The organism is Escherichia sp. E3659, from assembly GCF_005781135.1.
Taxonomy (GTDB): domain Bacteria; phylum Pseudomonadota; class Gammaproteobacteria; order Enterobacterales; family Enterobacteriaceae; genus Escherichia.
The window spans coordinates 230,237-247,564 of record NZ_VATQ01000006.1 but is presented as its reverse complement, the minus strand read 5'-3'; the positions used below and the strand labels follow the sequence as shown (position 1 = coordinate 247,564).

The 17,328-nt window shown below is 49.0% G+C and carries 15 protein-coding genes, 2 tRNA genes and 1 other RNA gene; 7 read left to right on the top strand and 11 right to left on the bottom strand.

The window, feature by feature from the left end; all coding sequences use genetic code 11:
* Positions 1 to 349: 349 nt before the first annotated feature.
* A complete protein-coding gene (gene adhE, locus FEK47_RS06550) occupies positions 350 to 3,022 on the top strand; it encodes a bifunctional acetaldehyde-CoA/alcohol dehydrogenase (protein ID WP_130216022.1) in 2,673 nt (890 codons plus the stop codon).
* Between the two features lie 318 nt (positions 3,023 to 3,340).
* Here the strand turns inward: adhE and tdk are convergent, their stop codons facing one another.
* The gene (tdk, locus tag FEK47_RS06545; protein WP_130208894.1) at positions 3,341 to 3,958 is read right to left on the bottom strand and encodes a thymidine kinase; all 618 of its coding nucleotides are present in this window, start codon (positions 3,956 to 3,958) and stop codon (positions 3,341 to 3,343) included.
* A 601-nt stretch (positions 3,959 to 4,559) separates the two neighbouring features.
* On the opposite strand from tdk, the gene hns reads away from it, so the two are divergent.
* Positions 4,560 to 4,973: a histone-like nucleoid-structuring protein H-NS gene (gene hns, locus FEK47_RS06540; protein ID WP_105289150.1), complete on the top strand. Its 414-nt coding sequence runs from the start codon at positions 4,560 to 4,562 to the stop codon at positions 4,971 to 4,973.
* Positions 4,974 to 5,116: 143 nt separating this feature from the next.
* Here hns and galU read toward each other — a convergent pair whose 3' ends face one another.
* The 3 genes from galU to rssA all read right to left on the bottom strand — a co-directional run bounded on the left by galU (position 5,117) and on the right by rssA (position 8,238).
* Complete coding sequence (gene galU, locus FEK47_RS06535; protein WP_130208896.1) at positions 5,117 to 6,025, bottom strand: UTP--glucose-1-phosphate uridylyltransferase GalU; 909 nt, start codon at positions 6,023 to 6,025, stop codon at positions 5,117 to 5,119.
* A gap of 201 nt (positions 6,026 to 6,226) precedes the next feature.
* Positions 6,227 to 7,240, bottom strand: a complete 1,014-nt coding sequence (rssB, locus tag FEK47_RS06530) for a two-component system response regulator RssB (RefSeq protein WP_135486204.1) — start codon at positions 7,238 to 7,240, stop codon at positions 6,227 to 6,229.
* Positions 7,241 to 7,326: 86 nt separating this feature from the next.
* Positions 7,327 to 8,238 (bottom strand): patatin-like phospholipase RssA, encoded by a 912-nt coding sequence (rssA, locus tag FEK47_RS06525; protein WP_135486205.1) that lies wholly within the window; start codon positions 8,236 to 8,238, stop codon positions 7,327 to 7,329.
* 112 nt (positions 8,239 to 8,350) lie between these two features.
* On the opposite strand from rssA, the gene FEK47_RS06520 reads away from it, so the two are divergent.
* The 5 genes from FEK47_RS06520 to FEK47_RS06500 all read left to right on the top strand — a co-directional run bounded on the left by FEK47_RS06520 (position 8,351) and on the right by FEK47_RS06500 (position 10,346).
* A complete protein-coding gene (locus FEK47_RS06520) occupies positions 8,351 to 8,809 on the top strand; it encodes a YchJ family protein (RefSeq protein WP_135486206.1) in 459 nt (152 codons plus the stop codon).
* A 49-nt stretch (positions 8,810 to 8,858) separates the two neighbouring features.
* Positions 8,859 to 9,701: a formyltetrahydrofolate deformylase gene (gene purU, locus FEK47_RS06515; RefSeq protein WP_130208904.1), complete on the top strand. Its 843-nt coding sequence runs from the start codon at positions 8,859 to 8,861 to the stop codon at positions 9,699 to 9,701.
* A gap of 160 nt (positions 9,702 to 9,861) precedes the next feature.
* Positions 9,862 to 9,946, top strand: a tRNA-Tyr gene (locus FEK47_RS06510).
* Between the two features lie 137 nt (positions 9,947 to 10,083).
* Positions 10,084 to 10,168, top strand: a tRNA-Tyr gene (locus FEK47_RS06505).
* Between the two features lie 46 nt (positions 10,169 to 10,214).
* A non-coding RNA gene (locus FEK47_RS06500) (RtT sRNA) lies at positions 10,215 to 10,346 on the top strand.
* A 16-nt stretch (positions 10,347 to 10,362) separates the two neighbouring features.
* On the opposite strand, the gene FEK47_RS06495 is transcribed toward FEK47_RS06500, so the two are convergent.
* The 7 genes from FEK47_RS06495 to FEK47_RS06465 are packed head-to-tail and all read right to left on the bottom strand — an operon-like array spanning position 10,363 to position 17,244.
* A complete protein-coding gene (locus tag FEK47_RS06495; protein WP_135486207.1) occupies positions 10,363 to 11,454 on the bottom strand; it encodes an acyl-CoA desaturase in 1,092 nt (363 codons plus the stop codon).
* Positions 11,441 to 12,565 carry a sterol desaturase family protein gene (locus FEK47_RS06490; RefSeq protein ID WP_135486208.1) on the bottom strand — a complete coding sequence of 375 codons (1,125 nt, stop codon included), beginning with the start codon at positions 12,563 to 12,565 and terminating at the stop codon, positions 11,441 to 11,443. The genes FEK47_RS06495 and FEK47_RS06490 overlap by 14 nt, the downstream gene beginning before the upstream one ends.
* Positions 12,558 to 13,160: a phosphatase PAP2 family protein gene (locus tag FEK47_RS06485; protein WP_135486209.1), complete on the bottom strand. Its 603-nt coding sequence runs from the start codon at positions 13,158 to 13,160 to the stop codon at positions 12,558 to 12,560. The genes FEK47_RS06490 and FEK47_RS06485 overlap by 8 nt, the downstream gene beginning before the upstream one ends.
* On the bottom strand, positions 13,157 to 14,443 hold the full coding sequence (locus FEK47_RS06480; protein ID WP_135486210.1) for a F390 synthetase-related protein: 1,287 nt from the start codon (positions 14,441 to 14,443) through the stop codon (positions 13,157 to 13,159). Before FEK47_RS06480 ends, FEK47_RS06485 begins: the two co-directional genes overlap by 4 nt.
* Positions 14,440 to 15,246 carry an MBL fold metallo-hydrolase gene (locus FEK47_RS06475; RefSeq protein ID WP_135486211.1) on the bottom strand — a complete coding sequence of 269 codons (807 nt, stop codon included), beginning with the start codon at positions 15,244 to 15,246 and terminating at the stop codon, positions 14,440 to 14,442. The genes FEK47_RS06480 and FEK47_RS06475 overlap by 4 nt, the downstream gene beginning before the upstream one ends.
* Positions 15,224 to 16,240: an NAD(P)-dependent oxidoreductase gene (locus FEK47_RS06470; protein WP_135486212.1), complete on the bottom strand. Its 1,017-nt coding sequence runs from the start codon at positions 16,238 to 16,240 to the stop codon at positions 15,224 to 15,226. The genes FEK47_RS06475 and FEK47_RS06470 overlap by 23 nt, the downstream gene beginning before the upstream one ends.
* Entirely contained in the window at positions 16,237 to 17,244 is a 1,008-nt protein-coding gene (locus FEK47_RS06465; protein WP_135486213.1) for a 3-oxoacyl-[acyl-carrier-protein] synthase III C-terminal domain-containing protein, read from the bottom strand. Before FEK47_RS06465 ends, FEK47_RS06470 begins: the two co-directional genes overlap by 4 nt.
* Between the last annotated feature and the right edge of the window lie 84 nt (positions 17,245 to 17,328).

Sequence of the window (17,328 nt, the reverse complement as noted above, 5' to 3'; positions counted from 1 at the left end):
TATCTAGTCGTACAAAACATGCTAAGGTAGCCAACAATTAATACTACAATTTATTAACTATTAGCTATTATGGCTAAAAGCGGAGCTGAAAGGTGTCAGCTTCGCGAAATTTTGATCTGGATCACTTAATCGGTACCCAGAAGTGAGTAATCTTGCTTACGCCACCTGGAAGTGACGCATTAGAGATTAATGACTCTAATGTTTAAACTCTTTTAGTAAATCACAGTGAGTGTGAGCACGAGTAAGATTTTGATTTTCAAAGGTTAAGCAAATCATCATCGCACTGACTATACTCTCGTATTCGAGCAGATGATTTACTAAAAAAGTTTAACATTATCAGGAGAGCATTATGGCTGTTACTAATGTCGCTGAACTTAACGCACTCGTAGAGCGTGTAAAAAAAGCCCAGCGTGAATATGCCAGTTTCACTCAAGAGCAAGTAGACAAAATCTTCCGCGCCGCCGCTCTGGCTGCCGCAGATGCTCGAATCCCACTCGCAAAAATGGCCGTTGCCGAATCCGGCATGGGTATCGTTGAAGATAAAGTGATCAAAAACCACTTTGCTTCTGAATATATCTATAACGCCTACAAAGATGAAAAGACCTGCGGTGTTCTGTCTGAAGACGACACTTTCGGTACCATCACTATCGCTGAACCAATCGGTATTATCTGCGGTATCGTTCCAACAACTAACCCGACTTCAACCGCTATCTTCAAATCTCTGATTAGCCTGAAGACCCGTAACGCCATCATTTTCTCACCACACCCGCGTGCTAAAGATGCAACCAACAAAGCTGCTGATATCGTTCTGCAGGCTGCTATTGCTGCTGGTGCACCAAAAGATCTGATTGGCTGGATCGATCAACCGTCTGTTGAACTCTCCAACGCACTGATGCACCACCCTGACATTAACCTGATCCTTGCGACCGGTGGTCCAGGCATGGTTAAAGCTGCATACAGCTCCGGTAAACCGGCGATCGGTGTAGGCGCAGGCAACACCCCAGTTGTTATTGATGAAACTGCTGATATCAAACGTGCAGTTGCATCCGTACTGATGTCCAAAACCTTCGACAACGGCGTAATCTGTGCTTCTGAACAGTCTGTTGTTGTTGTTGATTCTGTTTATGATGCTGTACGTGAGCGTTTTGCCACCCACGGCGGCTACATGCTGCAGGGCAAAGAGCTGAAAGCTGTTCAGGACGTTATCCTGAAAAATGGCGCGCTGAACGCAGCTATCGTTGGTCAGCCAGCTTATAAAATTGCTGAACTGGCAGGCTTCTCTGTACCAGAAAACACTAAGATTCTGATCGGTGAAGTGACTGTTGTTGATGAAAGCGAACCATTCGCTCATGAAAAACTGTCCCCGACTCTGGCAATGTACCGTGCGAAAGATTTTGAAGACGCGGTAGAGAAAGCAGAGAAACTGGTTGCTATGGGCGGTATCGGTCACACATCTTGCCTGTACACCGACCAGGATAACCAGCCGGCACGCGTTTCTTACTTCGGTCAGAAAATGAAAACTGCCCGTATCCTGATCAATACCCCGGCTTCTCAGGGCGGTATCGGTGACCTGTACAACTTCAAACTCGCGCCTTCCCTGACTCTGGGTTGTGGTTCCTGGGGTGGTAACTCCATCTCTGAAAACGTTGGTCCGAAACACCTGATCAACAAGAAAACCGTTGCTAAGCGAGCTGAAAACATGTTGTGGCACAAACTTCCGAAATCTATCTACTTCCGCCGTGGCTCTCTGCCAATCGCGCTGGATGAAGTGATTACTGATGGCCACAAACGTGCGCTCATCGTGACTGACCGCTTCCTGTTCAACAACGGCTATGCTGACCAGATCACTTCTGTACTGAAAGCAGCTGGCGTAGAAACTGAAGTGTTCTTCGAAGTTGAAGCTGACCCGACTCTGAGCATTGTTCGTAAAGGTGCAGAACTGGCGAACTCCTTCAAACCAGACGTGATTATCGCGCTGGGTGGTGGTTCCCCGATGGATGCCGCGAAGATCATGTGGGTTATGTACGAACATCCAGAAACTCATTTCGAAGAACTGGCGCTGCGCTTTATGGACATCCGTAAACGTATCTACAAGTTCCCGAAAATGGGCGTGAAAGCGAAAATGATCGCAGTCACCACAACTTCCGGTACCGGTTCTGAAGTTACACCGTTCGCGGTTGTAACCGATGACGCAACAGGCCAAAAATATCCGCTGGCAGACTATGCTCTGACCCCGGATATGGCGATTGTTGACGCCAACCTGGTTATGGATATGCCGAAGTCCCTGTGTGCTTTCGGTGGTCTGGACGCAGTAACTCACGCCATGGAAGCATATGTTTCTGTACTGGCTTCTGAGTTCTCTGATGGTCAGGCTCTGCAGGCGCTGAAACTGCTGAAAGAATATCTGCCAGCGTCCTACCACGAAGGGTCTAAAAACCCGGTAGCGCGTGAACGTGTTCACAGTGCGGCAACTATCGCAGGTATCGCGTTTGCTAACGCCTTCCTGGGTGTATGTCACTCAATGGCACATAAACTGGGCTCTCAGTTCCACATTCCGCATGGTCTGGCAAACGCCCTGCTGATTTGTAACGTTATCCGCTACAACGCGAATGACAACCCGACCAAGCAGACTGCATTCAGCCAGTACGACCGTCCGCAAGCACGTCGTCGTTATGCTGAAATTGCAGACCATCTGGGTCTGAGCGCTCCGGGCGACCGTACTGCTGCTAAGATCGAGAAACTGCTGGCATGGCTGGAAACGCTGAAAGCTGAACTGGGTATTCCTAAATCTATCCGTGAAGCTGGCGTTCAGGAAGCAGACTTCCTGGCAAACGTTGATAAACTGTCTGAAGATGCATTCGATGACCAGTGCACCGGCGCTAACCCGCGTTATCCGCTGATCTCCGAGCTGAAACAGATCCTGCTGGACACCTACTACGGTCGTGATTACGTAGAAGGCGCAACCGTTGCTAAAGAAGCAGCTCCGGCTAAAGCAGAGAAAAAAGCGAAAAAATCCGCTTAATCGGTAGCTCTGTATAACATCATAAACGGTCCCATTCGGGGCCGTTTTTTTGTTTCAGACAAAGAACGGCTATGTAAACTCAAATAATCCAGCTGTATTAATTCATCATGTTTGCATTGTCGGAAAACGAGCACAAAGCGAGATTGTCGACAAATAACTCTACCTCGTAGGTAATGAGGCATCGACGCACTAAAATCGTTCTGTGGTACGTTGAGTGATGATTAAGAATAGAGAAAGGATGATGACTCGGAAGAAGTTAGTAAAACGGACTGACAGGATAAAAGCGCCCTATTCACCCTGTCAGTAAAGAAAAATTTATTAGTCGTGCCGATGATTGTCCTGAATCGCCGTCAAAGAGCCAATCTCTAACGCTTCTTTATAGTGTTTACGGCAAACCGAGACGTAACGCTCATTACCACCAATAACCACCTGCTCACCTTCGTTATAAGGTCTACCCGCCAGATCAAGACGTAGCACCATGCTTGCTTTGCGGCCACAAAAACAAATAGTTTTTAATTCGACCAGTTTGTCTGACCATGCCAGTAAGTATTGGCTACCAACAAACAATTCACCGCGAAAATCGGTACGCAAACCATAACAAAGTACGGGTATATCGAGTTGATCGACAACCTCCGATAATTCATATACTTGTTGTCTGGTTAAAAACTGGCATTCATCAACAAGTACGCAATGAATTGTCTGCTGTTCGTGTTCCGCACGAATCTCATCAAATAATGATGAATTTTGGTTAAATAATTTTGCAGGTGATGACAAACCTATACGCGAGCTGACTTTCCCTGCCCCGAAACGATCATCAATTTCCGCCGTATATACGACAGTGCGCATACCGCGTTCCTGGTAATTGTATGAAGATTGCAACAATGCCGTAGACTTACCCGCATTCATTGCGGAATAGTAGAAATATAGCTGCGCCATCAGCCACAGGCCCTCAATGATATGAAATAAAGTTGGCAGGAGTTTATCATAATTCGTCAGTTTTACAGCGTAACAGTGCGCACAGAAGTAGTATATTTGTCATCCATTACGAATGGCTGGCATAATCCTTCAGAGCTACCTTTACCACGGCCTTGCTTGTTATAAACGCGTAAATGACTCTTGGTAACTATTCACAATCTTTAACCTGTTGCGCACGTAATAACCCCTGTTGACCTCCAGGAAAGAGCAATACGAAGTCCTTGCACTTATTGCGACTGTTCTACTTTTCATCATTCGCTTAATAGGGGATTTTCATAAACAGGGCTAATACCCAAGAGTGAAAAGGCTCCAGCGCATGTTAATCTCCACATAAAATGTGACATGAATCAGGAAGTTTTAACCTTAAGTGATGCGAAAGCATCGATGTAAATAGGGCTATATGCCACGTCATTTCTGGCTAATTTTATGAAAAGATATTTATTGTCGGTACGAAATAAAGAACATTTTTGAATTCCTTACATTCCTGGCTATTGCACAACTGAATTTAAGGCTCTATTATTACCTCAACAAACCACCCCAATATAAGTTTGAGATTACTACAATGAGCGAAGCACTTAAAATTCTGAACAACATCCGTACTCTTCGTGCGCAGGCAAGAGAATGTACACTTGAAACGCTGGAAGAAATGCTGGAAAAATTAGAAGTTGTTGTTAACGAACGTCGCGAAGAAGAAAGCGCAGCTGCTGCTGAAGTTGAAGAGCGTACTCGTAAACTGCAGCAATATCGTGAAATGCTGATCGCTGACGGCATTGACCCGAACGAACTGCTGAATAGCATTGCTGCTGTTAAATCTGGCACCAAAGCTAAACGCGCACAGCGTCCGGCTAAATATAGCTACGTTGACGAAAACGGCGAAACCAAAACCTGGACTGGCCAGGGCCGTACTCCAGCTGTAATCAAAAAAGCAATGGATGAGCAAGGTAAATCCCTCGACGATTTCCTGATCAAGCAATAATCTTTTCTTGATTCTGTTTGCTTAAAATCCCGCCATTGGCGGGATTTTTTATTGTCCGTTTTAAGACTCTCTGATAAGAATACGCTATAAAAAAACGGCATTGATCACTCAATGCCGTTTCGTAGAAAACATCGTGATAGATGTTACTTCTTAATGCCTATCTCTTCTTCAAGCCAGGCTTTAAATTCAGTACCCAGAGTGTTGTGGCGAATACCGTATTCAACGAAGGCCTGCATGTAACCTAATTTATTACCGCAGTCATGGCTCTTCCCTTTCATATGATAGGCTTCAACCGTTTCTTTTTCGATCAGCATATCAATCGCGTCGGTGAGCTGAATTTCATCACCTGCTCCCGGAGGGGTTTTTGCCAGCAGCGGCCAAATATCAGCACTGAGAACATAACGGCCGACAATAGCAAGATTAGACGGCGCTACATCTGCTTTCGGTTTTTCTACCACACCGACCATCGGTACACTTTCGCCAGGCGCTAAATCCACACCTTTGCAATCCACAACACCATATGCCGTCACATCAGCAACAGGCTCCACCATTATCTGGCTGTGGCCAGTTTCATCAAAGCGACGAATCATCTCTGCAAGGTTATCCTGCGATAAATCGGATTCATATTCATCCAGAATAACGTCAGGCAAAATAACAGCCACAGGTTCATCACCAACTACCGGATGGGCACACAATACTGCGTGTCCCAAACCTTTCGCCAGTCCCTGACGAACTTGCATAATAGTCACGTGTGGTGGACAAATGGACTGCACTTCATCAAGCAACTGGCGTTTTACACGTTTTTCCAGCATCGCTTCCAGTTCAAAACTGGTATCGAAATGGTTTTCAATAGAGTTTTTAGATGAGTGAGTGACCAGCACAATTTCAGTAATGCCAGCCGCAATACATTCATTCACGACGTATTGAATTAATGGCTTATCGACAAGCGGCAGCATCTCTTTCGGGATAGCTTTCGTCGCCGGCAACATCCTGGTTCCTAATCCCGCAACGGGGATAACGGCTTTTTTGACTTTCGTATTAATGGCAGCCATTTAAATTCTCCTGGACTGTTCGTGTATTGAACGTGTTCATATTTCTGTGTCGCATCCCAGTATATCAGTACCCTGACGAGGCCTGGTTCTGAAAAGGAGGCGAGTTAACATAATTAAGACAATTACTTAAACGAATGGCGACGATAGTACCACCAGCCGACACCAGCGCGTAATGCAATTTTATCCCATATAATCGTTTGCTCATTCCGCAGACAACATCAAGCGCAGTCTTCCACCTGTTCCCCAAATTTGACATTGCCAGGCATCACATCGCTGGCTCAATTGATTCAAATAGGCGTTGCCTAATGTTCCTAACGGAACGCCATTACTGATTTGAATCTGGTGTTCACCAGCGTTTAACGTTGCATTCAGACCAGCGGAAACCAAAATGAGATTTTTTAATTCACGATGATAATAGCCGACTAATAGCGGGAACTGACCAGGCAGATTGGCCTGCCGCAGTAAATGATTTACCTGCTTCAATAACGCACCCAACTCTGGCAAACGCTGATTTTGGTGGGCAATCTGTTCCTGTAATAACCCATTAAACAGCGCGCGTAATAACAAGGCGGCAAGGACACCATTATGTCCGGCGCGAGTTACATCGAGACAATAAAAAGCCAGATCTTTTTCCGAAAGAGCTGCAATATCAAGCACCAGCCCCGGTTTATCAACGGCCACCAGTTGGCGATAATTAACCCGGCAATGGGAAATCACCTGCTGAACCGGAGGTTGTAATTCTTGCAATAATTTAGCAGCCGCGGTGGGATTATCCACCATCGCATCCCAGTCGCGAAAAAGCCGTTCTTCTTCCTCTACACGCGAATTAAACATGCTGGGATAGAGACACGCAAAAACCATCTCGCGCAGACGGTTGAGATCTTTAACTGGTTTTAACAAAACATCTTCCACGCCCAGACGTAACGCTTTCGCGATATCTGCCATGTTTTCCGTAGCGGAAATCACCAGGACAGGTGTTTGGTCACCCCGGTTGCGAATATGTTCCAATAGTTTCAGGCCGTTCATTCTCGGCATTGCAATATCACATATCATTAGATCGGGTGTGAAACCGCCCAGTAGCTCAAGGGCATCCACCCCATCAGCCGCCAGTACCGTTGTCGCTCCCAATGAGGAAAACCACGAATCCAGAAGCGAGCGAAATACCGCCTCATCTTCAACTATGAGAATCTGTTTTCCGACCAATGGCTGCGTCATGTTCTCTCCCCTGACTGGCTTTATTCAATAGTGGCATGCTATTGCCATCAGTGCCTGTCAGAATTAACTTAAGTGTAGATAAAAAATCAGGTCAAAACGTTAGTTCGAACTAGCGGTAAAAGCTCATCCATTTTCTTCTCAACCGCCAATTGTCCTGCCGAAATGGCAGCCTGCGCACGATGAAAATCGAGCGTGGAAATCTGTGGGCAAACGGGCTGAATCAGAATATCAGGCGGGTCCCCTGCCATACGGTTTCTTTTAAGGCGGTTTTCCAATACCTGAATAGAGGTAGTCATAATCTCTGTTGCTGTCGGTGCCGTGACGCCTCGACGCGCAGTAATACTACTTAGCCGCTCTTTCAGCCGCGCATGCCAGGGTAGATCATCTTCACTCTCGCCATTTTCAGCACTGACATTAAATGAAAGAAGATCTTGCTGCATTAAGTGAGCGTCGTGCTGGAGATCAACCGCAATTACGATATCTGCGCCCAACGCACGAGTAAGAGAGATAGGAATGGGATTAACGACTGCGCCATCAACAAGCCAGTAGCCGTTATGTGCGACCGGCGCCATCAAGCCAGGAATACTGCAGGATGCACGAATAGCGAGATGGAGATCACCTTCGGTAAACCATAATTCGCGCCCTGTGCTTAGATTGGTGGCGACTGCAGCGAAGCGGCGTGAACAATTCTCGATTTCTGTTTCTGGCATTATTTCACGATATCGATTGAACACACGCTCACCGCGCAGCAGTCCACCGCGCTGCCAGGAGAGGTCCATCAGTCGTAAAACATCCCAATAGCTAAAAGAGGTAACCCACTCTTCCAGCGCAGATAATCGGCCACAGGCATAGGCTGCGCCTACCAGCGAACCAATTGAACATCCTGCGACGATATCAATTTCAATGCCCATTTTATTAAGCGCGTTAATGACGCCAATATGCGACCATCCTCGTGCAGCACCGGATCCCAGTGCCAGCCCTATTTTTACTTTTCTCATTGTTCCTGAAAGCGTCCCCTGGAATGCAGCCGTAGCCACATCGCTACCGCTCGGTTAACATAGTGCTACTCCGGCGGTTAAAACGCCGTTATTGTTTCCAGGGAGATTATTTGTGTCTAAGCTTTGTCCCTGTGGTAGTGCTGTCGAGTATAGCCTATGTTGCCACCCTTATGTGTCTGGTGAAAAGGTTGCACCAGATCCCGAACGTCTTATGCGTTCGCGTTACTGCGCTTTTGTGATGCACGACGCAGATTATTTAATTAAAACCTGGCATCCATCCTGTGGCGCCTCGGTGTTACGTGCTGAATTAATTGCCGGATTTGCACATACCGAATGGATAGGGTTGACCGTATTTGAACGTTCATATCACGAAGGTGACGACGTAGGTTATGTCAGTTTTGTCGCTCGTTTTACTGAGAAGGGTAAATCCGGGGCGATTATTGAGCGTTCGCGATTTTTGAAAGAAAACGGTCAATGGTACTATATTGATGGTACACGTCCGCAGTTTGGTCGCAACGATCCCTGCCCTTGTGGTTCAGGTAAAAAATTTAAAAAGTGCTGCGGCCAATAAAGGTTGACGGTACGGTTTAGCAAACACTCTCAACAAGGTTTTTCCAGCAATGCATTCACTCCAACGTAAAGTTCTGCGTACTATTTGCCCGGATCAAAAAGGTCTAATCGCGCGTATTACTAATATTTGCTACAAGCACGAGTTAAATATCGTGCAGAACAATGAATTTGTTGACCACCGTACCGGGCGCTTTTTTATGCGCACGGAACTGGAGGGTATTTTTAATGATTCCACCCTGTTGGCGGATCTCGATAGCGCTTTGCCAGAAGGTTCGGTGCGTGAACTGAATCCCGCAGGTCGCCGCCGCATAGTCATTCTGGTGACCAAAGAAGCGCATTGCCTGGGCGATCTGCTGATGAAAGCCAACTACGGTGGACTGGATGTTGAAATCGCTGCGGTTATTGGTAACCACGAGACCTTACGTTCTCTGGTGGAACGTTTTGATATTCCGTTTGAACTGGTGAGCCATGAAGGGTTAAGCCGCAACGAGCACGATCAGAAGATGGCGGATGCCATTGAAGCGCATCAACCTGATTATGTGGTGCTGGCGAAATATATGCGGGTATTGACGCCGGAGTTTGTCGCTCGCTTTCCGAACAAAATCATCAACATTCACCATTCATTCCTGCCAGCGTTTATCGGCGCACGTCCCTATCATCAGGCTTATGAACGCGGCGTGAAGATTATTGGCGCAACAGCACACTATGTAAATGACAATCTGGATGAAGGTCCAATCATCATGCAGGATGTCATTCATGTGGATCACACTTACACAGCCGAAGACATGATGCGTGCAGGTCGTGATGTTGAGAAAAACGTATTAAGCCGCGCGCTTTACCAGGTTTTGGCACAGCGTGTATTTGTTTACGGTAACCGGACGATTATTCTTTAATCGCTGGCAAAATAGAACTGGTTGGCTTTAATCCGTTACGGATGAAAATTACGCAACCAGTTCATTTTTCTCAACGTAACTCTTTACAGCGGCGTGTCATTTGATATGATGCGCCCCGCTTCCCAGTGAGGGAGCAGGCCAGTAAAAAGCATTACCCCGTGGTGGGGTTCCCGAGCGGCCAAAGGGAGCAGACTGTAAATCTGCCGTCATCGACTTCGAAGGTTCGAATCCTTCCCCCACCACCATTATTCACCACAGCGATGTGGTAACTTCGGTGAGATTGTTAATGTTTGCACTCATCGGGGAAGGGTGAGGACCGAAGCGACGAATAATTCTTCCCCCACCACCATCTCAAGCATTACCTACAATATGAATTACCCCCGGTGGGGTTCCCGAGCGGCCAAAGGGAGCAGACTGTAAATCTGCCGTCATCGACTTCGAAGGTTCGAATCCTTCCCCCACCACCATCACTTCCTGATAAAACTCATTTCAAACTTATCGATATCGTTTCATATTCTGCCCATGCGGGGAAGGACGAGAAGCTTCGATCAAGGTTCGACTCGAGCGCCAGCGAGAGAGCGTTGCCGCAGGCAACGACCCGCAGGGCGAAGCGCGCAGCGCTGAATAATCCTTCCTCCACCACCATCACTTGATTCCACTCTCACTCTGACGGCTTCTCCCCCATTCGCCGTAAAAACCGCTGCTGTAGCCTCAGCAAATCCGCTAACGTCAATAACTGATAATCCAGACCTTGCTGGCTGGCAATTTGCGCGATAATGCGGCTTAACGCTGGATAATGGCGATGATGCCAGTGAGGAAAAAGATGATGGGTAAGATGCAAATTAATTCCGCCCAGCCAGTAGCCAAGCCATGCAGGTTGCGGCGTCCAGTCAAAGGTAGTGGCGAAGGTATGCGCCAACCGGCCCACGGCCATTTTGCCCTCTTCTGGCGGCAATTGCGTATGCCCCTTCGCCCAGTGCGTTCCGATAATCAACATCACAAAGATCAATGACGCCAGCAGCTGGCTAAGCAGATAAGTCAGCACGATGGTCATAAAACTAAAATCAGACAAAAGCCAGGGAAGTATCAGACACAGCGCGCAATGCGCCAGTTTCCCGGCTAAGAAATACCCCCAGCCAGCAAAACCCCTCAGGGCCAGATGCCGCGTTACCGGCGTATACCCGGCACGATCGAGCCAGTCCACCACCCAGATATACCAGGGAAAGGTGAGCGCCGCGACCAGCGGCCAGTAGCAATGTTGCTGGCGCATAAAAGGTCGCCACCGCTGCCACGGAGTCTGGCGAAGAATGCCATTTTCTGCGGTGTCCGGATCGTAAAATTCAATATTGGTAAAGCCGTGATGAAAGCGAACGTGGCGCACCCGCCAGCAGTCCGGATCAAGTCCCATCGGGAACGCAACCCACCGGTTAAGCCAGGCATTGGCCTTTTTACCACGCAAAAACGCATCATGCGAAGCGTCATGCACTACATTGACCGCTAACAGCATGGCGCAAAACATCATCGCCAGATACCACAACAGATACAGTTCCCACTGACTTTGAGATAACGCCAGTGAATAGCAGCATAAACAGGCAATAATCAGTGCCACCATTTTGGTGAATGCCCAGCCGTCGGCATAACGATGATCGCCTGCTTTTACGAGGTACGATTTCGTACCATTCTGCAACTGTTTCACCAGTTGCGGATCATCAGCAGGAAAAGTGATTAACCTGTCGGGATTAAACAGATTCATAGCGTTGCCTTAGCGACTTACGTCCCACACCGATTAGGAATAACACGCAATGGGCCAGCAAAATGCCTGCGATTCCCTTCCAGAGCAGAGTGCTCCATGAACACATATAAAGAATAAAATAGAGCAGTGACAACGTCACAGAGCACCACAAAATCATACCCCAACGCTGCCCGTCGCTCATGCCCCCCAGCGCAACAGAGCCTGCCACCAGCAGAACAAACAATACGGCTTGCTCACTGGTAATAAACTCGATGCCATAGCCATATTGCTGGATGTAGCCAAGCACCAGCATAAACAGCAGAATCACCCCTGCCCCCACTGCCCACGCGGAACTTTGGTAGCGACGTTCAATCGCTTTGCCAATTGAGCGAAAGCCCATTAAGCGTAAAAATGGCAGGTTACTCTCGCGCATCGGGTTACAGGACAAGCGACTATTTTTTACGCCGTAGCCTACGTCATGTTCCGGCCCGGCACTCCAGGAACCGAAAAGTTTATCCCACAACAAAAAGGTGCCACCGTAATTGGTATCAGCATATTGCTTTTCATTCAGATGATGGACGCGATGGTGCGAAGGCGTGATCAGCACTTTTTCCAGCCAGCCCAGTTTCGGCGTTAGCGCGTTATGGTTAAAAAACTGCCAACTGTAGTGAATAATAGAAACCGCCAAAAAGACCTGCAACGGTACACCAAGCATCGCCAGCAGCATAAAGAACGGGATTGAGGTTAACGAGGAATACCACGAGTTCCGCACGCCTAATGACAGGTTGTAGTGTTCCCCCTGATGATGCACCACATGTACCGCCCACAGCGGGCGCATCTCGTGATGCCAGCGATGCAACCAATAAAAACCGAAATCCCACGCCAGCAAAGTAAACAACCAAAGCAGGATCACCGGCGCATTATCAAACAGCCCAAGACTAAAGTGATTGACCACCAGGCCATAGCAGAGCACTTCCAGGCAGCGAAATAACCACAGCATCATATGACCGGAGTTGATATTAAAAATCACGTCCAGCCAGTCCACTTTTTGCCGCCCGGTGATTTGCAACACGCCGGCTTCGGCTAACACCAACAGCACCATCAAAATGATGGGAAACAGTAAATCACTCATATTGCGTCTTCCTTTTCTCGCATATTGCGCATATCCAACCGCAAATCGACGCCAGCAACGCGCCGCCTACTAAATCGATAAATAAATGTCTGCGTAATTGCAGAATCGAAAAGGCGATCGCTATCGCCCAGACTACGCTCATTAGCGTCAGCCAACGGTTCCCCTTTTTGGCAATCGCCCATACCGCCAACAGCGTGAGCGCCGCATGTAAAGAGGGAAAACAGTTCTGACTTGAGTCAATCGCTATCAGCCTATTGAGTGCGCCCGCGGATATCCCCATCTGATCAAACGAGGGATAATGCATTGTTGTGGGCCAGAGGAGATAAAACATGCCAGCCACAAGTGCCGAAAGTTGCATTGCGCGGGCAAGCCAGCGCAGGTGGCAAAGTGGTGTGGATAAATAACCTAACGGCACAATTAAAAAAAACGAGAGATACAGCCACACGGCTGAGGGCGAAAACACAATCAAATTATCAATTACTGACGGGGTTAATTGATACCCTTCACCTTGCAGGTAGTCGCTAAAGTTGTAGATTATCCCAACGGTTCCCCAGCCAAGCAGCATCTGTTTCAGGCGTAGCAGTAGATTGCTCATTCCCGCCCCCACTCACGCACAATCCGCCGACGCTTGGCTGCAAAAGTGACGGGCACCGTTTGCGATTCCAATGACCATATCAATTGCCCGGCAGCGATATCCTGGCGTATAAACAAGGCATTCAACGCCTCCCGGCAATGCTCCAGCATCCGCAGCTCACAATCGGCTATTAACGTCAATTGTGCTGGCCCGGTTTGTAGCAGGCGATAATCGGTTGTTAGCGGCAACGTCATCGCCAGCACCCTACTACAGGCATCGGCAAAAACGGTCTGAATATCGCCAGATCTTGTCGGCAGTTGCAGTTGATCGTCCTGCCGCCCTTCGATACGCGCAATCGCCATTGTCGCACTGCCACAGGGGCATGGCTGTTCACTTGCCACCAGCACGTCATCAAGTCGATAACGCACCACCGGCTGCGTGGTGCGGGTAAAGTCTGTGACGATCGGCACGAAACGGTGCTCATCCAGCCATTGCGGTTCAATGTGAACAAATTCTTCGTTGAGATGTAACGTGCCACACCGGCAGGTAGAGGCGAGAAAGCCTTCTGTCGCCTGATAAATCTCGCCCACATTGTTGAACACGCTTCGCAGTAATTCCCGATCCTGCGGCTCCAGAACTTCCGCCACCGAAATCACTTTTTTGACCTTTAGTGTTAACTCTCCGGCAATGACCGCCAGCGCCAGTGCGCGTAATACCTGAGCTGGCGCGACAATAATCGTGGGCGCTCGCTGTTCCAGTTGTTTGAGTTGCGCCTGAAATGGCGCCAGCAGATCGTAAAAGTCGAGACTTAACCAGCGGTTATTCACGCTTTGATAGAGGTTGTTGTCCGCACGCAAAAACAGCGCTACCCGCTCTTTGGCAAATAAACCGTCGGGCAACACTTTTGCCAGCACACCAGCGGCCCACATCTGTTGTTCATGCGGGCTAACAACAAAAAGTCCACGACGCCCCGATGTACCTGATGAAAGCCCAACGCTGAACTTGCCAACGCAGGGTTTGAAATCACGGCTCTGCTCACTGCGCATTGCACAATCGAGAAGTTCGTCGCGCTTTAAACCAGCGGTATTCATCTCATCGAAGTGCGTCATCATTAACGCTTTGTCCATAAACGGCCACTGGTTAAAGGGCAAGGCCAGATAACGCTGAAACCACGGGCTTTTAGATAAGGCATTTTGCCGGAACTGATGCAGCCTTTTTGCCTGCCAGTATTCCAACGCCTGGCGATCGGTGAAATGCAGCCTGCGGGTACGAAAGTAGCGCCAGAGTAAAGCCAACGGGATCATAAATCCCCCTCGTGGCACAAACGAATGTCCACTGCGCCGTTTTGCCAAAGCTTATGTAATTGCCCAAGCGTGCGGTAGTAGGCGCGGCTGTCAGACATCACCAGATGCGCCAGTGGTGAAGGCCCTCGCTGCTCCTGATAGTTAGCTGGTGCCCATGCTGCATCCCCAGCCAGTAAAATCCAGCCTTCGTCTGTCTGCACAAACGCGCCAGTGTGTCCGCCAGCATGACCGGGAAGCGGCACGAGGATAATTTCGCCATTGCTTTCTGGCAGCAAATAGCCACTCTCAAACGGTGCCAGTTCAGGAGGCAAACTCACCGATGCGAAACTTTCAATAAAACGCAGTGATGAGTCAAAATTCTCCGGGATCAGCCCTGGTACAAAAGCCTGGCGCAGTGCGGCTATGCCACGCAGCGTTCTTACCTGCTGCCAACCTTCACCAGAACAGATGCAGGCGACATCAGGGAAATCGCGCAGGCCAGCAATATGATCGGCGTGAAAATGCGACAGAATAATCGCATCAACATCTTTTGCCGCCAGTCCGTGTGCAGAAAGTTGCCGCACCAGCGCCTGTTGCGGATCGAAATAAACCGGCGTGACCTTACGATAAAGACGAAACACACCAGATTGCGTGTAATGTTCGAACCACGATGAATAGCCAGTGTCCCACAGCCAGCGTTTCTCGCCCGCTTCCAGCAGCCAGGCGCGGGCGGGGAACTTACACACTTTCAGCCCAGCCCCTTTTAGCGCAATGCAGCCAATATGGGTACACCAGCCCGTTTCAAATGAGGTTATTTTTGCCATGTTCCCTCAGCCATTGCCCCGTGATTGCAATACCTTGCTCCATCGAAAAGCGCGGGTGATATCCCAACTCTGTAATGGCCTTTTGCGCACTCAGCGTCATATCAAAACAGAGTGTTCCGGCGCTGTAACGTGTGATAACAGGTTCCTGATTAACGCACTTCCCGTACAGTTCCAGCCCGCGCGCGACCAGAGAAAGCAGTGGCCAGGGAACAGCAGCAATGCGGTAACTCAAGCCCAGTTGCTGGCGCAGCAAGGCGTCAAGCATCACCGATAGCTGCTGTGGCTGGTGATTGCTGATGTTGTAAATACTGCCCGAGCGTAAGCCTTCAACGTGCGTTGCCAGCTGCATGGCATACACCACATTTTGCACGAACGTGAGATCCAATAACGCGTCGCCCCCGCGCGGCAAACGTAAGCAACCGCCGCCCTGCTGCAACTGCTGCATCAGGCGGGGAACAATCACCTGGTCATAGGGGCCAAAAAGCCCGCGTGGACGCAAAAGAATAAACGTCGTGGCAGGATATTGCGCTACTGCCCCGGCAATAGCCTGCTCAGCGGCATATTTACTGCTGGCGTAATGACTTGAGAAAGAGCGCGCAAGCCAGGTTTCTGGCAGGTCGTAGTGATGTTGAAAATCAAAGTAAACCGCAGGCGTGGAGATATGGATAAACCGGGGAACGTTCAGCCTGCCTGCCGCCTGTGCCAGGTTGTGGGTCGCTTTAACATTAGCAAGCCAGAATACCGTTTTGTCGCCCCATGGCGAAGACTTTGCCGCACAGTGCCAGACGGCATCGCAGCCTTCCATCAACCGGGCGCAGTCATCCTCTGTTGTCTCGGTTAAATCGAGAGCCACAAACTGCGCACCTGCGCTTGTCAGACTTTTACCAACCTCGCGATTTCGCCCTGTTGCCACAACCGACACACCCGATTGCAACAAATGTTGCACGGCATTTCGCCCCAGGCCGCTGGTCGCTCCCGTCACGAGGATTTTCACGGTAAAATCACCATACCCGCCAGAGTTAATCCCGCCGCCGTGCCAATCAACATTGCAGGTTTATTCGCAGTAAAACGACCGCTAATCACCGCTTCATGCAGCGCCGTGGGTATGGAAGCCGCGACCTGATTGCCGTAGAAGCGGTAGACATCAATAAGCGCAGATTCCGTCACTCGCAGCCGTTTACGCATATGTTCAAGGGAAAGATGACTGGCCTGATGCGGAACGACCGTACCGATATCAGCCAGTTGCAGACCGCTTTTTTGCAGTAAGCGCGAAAAATAATCTTCAATAAGTGAAGAGGCAAAACGAAACAGCGGTTTCCCCTGCATATGAAAAAGGAAGTCGCTATCACTGACGCCTGAACGAGGATTACACCGCGTGCCGCCAGCGCGAATTTCACACAGCTCGTTACCTTCGGGATACATTTCGATCAGGCTGGCGATAATCCCGCTGCGACCATCGCCCCGCTCGACAATCGCGCACGCTGCACCATCACCAAAAATGAGTGACGACTCTTCATGATTCCAGTCGATACCACGTGAAGCAATATCTGCCGAGACGATGGCAATGCGCCGATATGCTCCACAGTTTAATAATCCGGCAGCAACTTCCAGAGCGGAAATAAAGCTGACACAGCTACTGTTGATATCAAATCCGGCAACGCCTGCGGGCATACCAGCGGCTTTAAGAATATGAATTGCGCTACAGGGTAATGCCTGTACGGCAATGGCTGACGCACAAATTAACAGATCAATATCAGAAGGTTTTAAGGCAGCCGCTGATAACGCATTATGCAAAGCTTCTGCCGCCAGTTCGGCCTGGCTGGCATCGTTACTGGCAAAATAGCGCCAGCAAATACCGGAACGTCGCTCAACGTAGCCCGCAGGTTTATTTAACTGAACATCCAGTTGTTGAGAGGTAATTTTATCAGGGGGTAAGGCGATCCCCGTGGCGATTATTTTTAATGCCGCAGAGATCGTCGAGTGATTAGGTTGATCCACGGTCAGTGCTCCTTCACTGCTCCATAGGTGGGCCAATCATATAGATGAGGTTCGTTTCTCTACAATCTGAAATATCGACAATGT

What these genes read in the sequence shown, in the direction of transcription:
- adhE (WP_130216022.1), top strand. Translation starts at nt 350, where the DNA reads ATGGCTGTTACTAATGTCGCTGAACTTAACGCACTCGTAGAGCGTGTA.
- tdk (WP_130208894.1), bottom strand. Translation starts at nt 3,958, where the DNA reads ATGGCGCAGCTATATTTCTACTATTCCGCAATGAATGCGGGTAAGTCT.
- hns (WP_105289150.1), top strand. Translation starts at nt 4,560, where the DNA reads ATGAGCGAAGCACTTAAAATTCTGAACAACATCCGTACTCTTCGTGCG.
- galU (WP_130208896.1), bottom strand. Translation starts at nt 6,025, where the DNA reads ATGGCTGCCATTAATACGAAAGTCAAAAAAGCCGTTATCCCCGTTGCG.
- rssB (WP_135486204.1), bottom strand. Translation starts at nt 7,240, where the DNA reads ATGACGCAGCCATTGGTCGGAAAACAGATTCTCATAGTTGAAGATGAG.
- rssA (WP_135486205.1), bottom strand. Translation starts at nt 8,238, where the DNA reads ATGAGAAAAGTAAAAATAGGGCTGGCACTGGGATCCGGTGCTGCACGA.
- purU (WP_130208904.1), top strand. Translation starts at nt 8,859, where the DNA reads ATGCATTCACTCCAACGTAAAGTTCTGCGTACTATTTGCCCGGATCAA.
- FEK47_RS06495 (WP_135486207.1), bottom strand. Translation starts at nt 11,454, where the DNA reads ATGAATCTGTTTAATCCCGACAGGTTAATCACTTTTCCTGCTGATGAT.
- FEK47_RS06490 (WP_135486208.1), bottom strand. Translation starts at nt 12,565, where the DNA reads ATGAGTGATTTACTGTTTCCCATCATTTTGATGGTGCTGTTGGTGTTA.
- FEK47_RS06485 (WP_135486209.1), bottom strand. Translation starts at nt 13,160, where the DNA reads ATGAGCAATCTACTGCTACGCCTGAAACAGATGCTGCTTGGCTGGGGA.
- FEK47_RS06480 (WP_135486210.1), bottom strand. Translation starts at nt 14,443, where the DNA reads ATGATCCCGTTGGCTTTACTCTGGCGCTACTTTCGTACCCGCAGGCTG.
- FEK47_RS06475 (WP_135486211.1), bottom strand. Translation starts at nt 15,246, where the DNA reads ATGGCAAAAATAACCTCATTTGAAACGGGCTGGTGTACCCATATTGGC.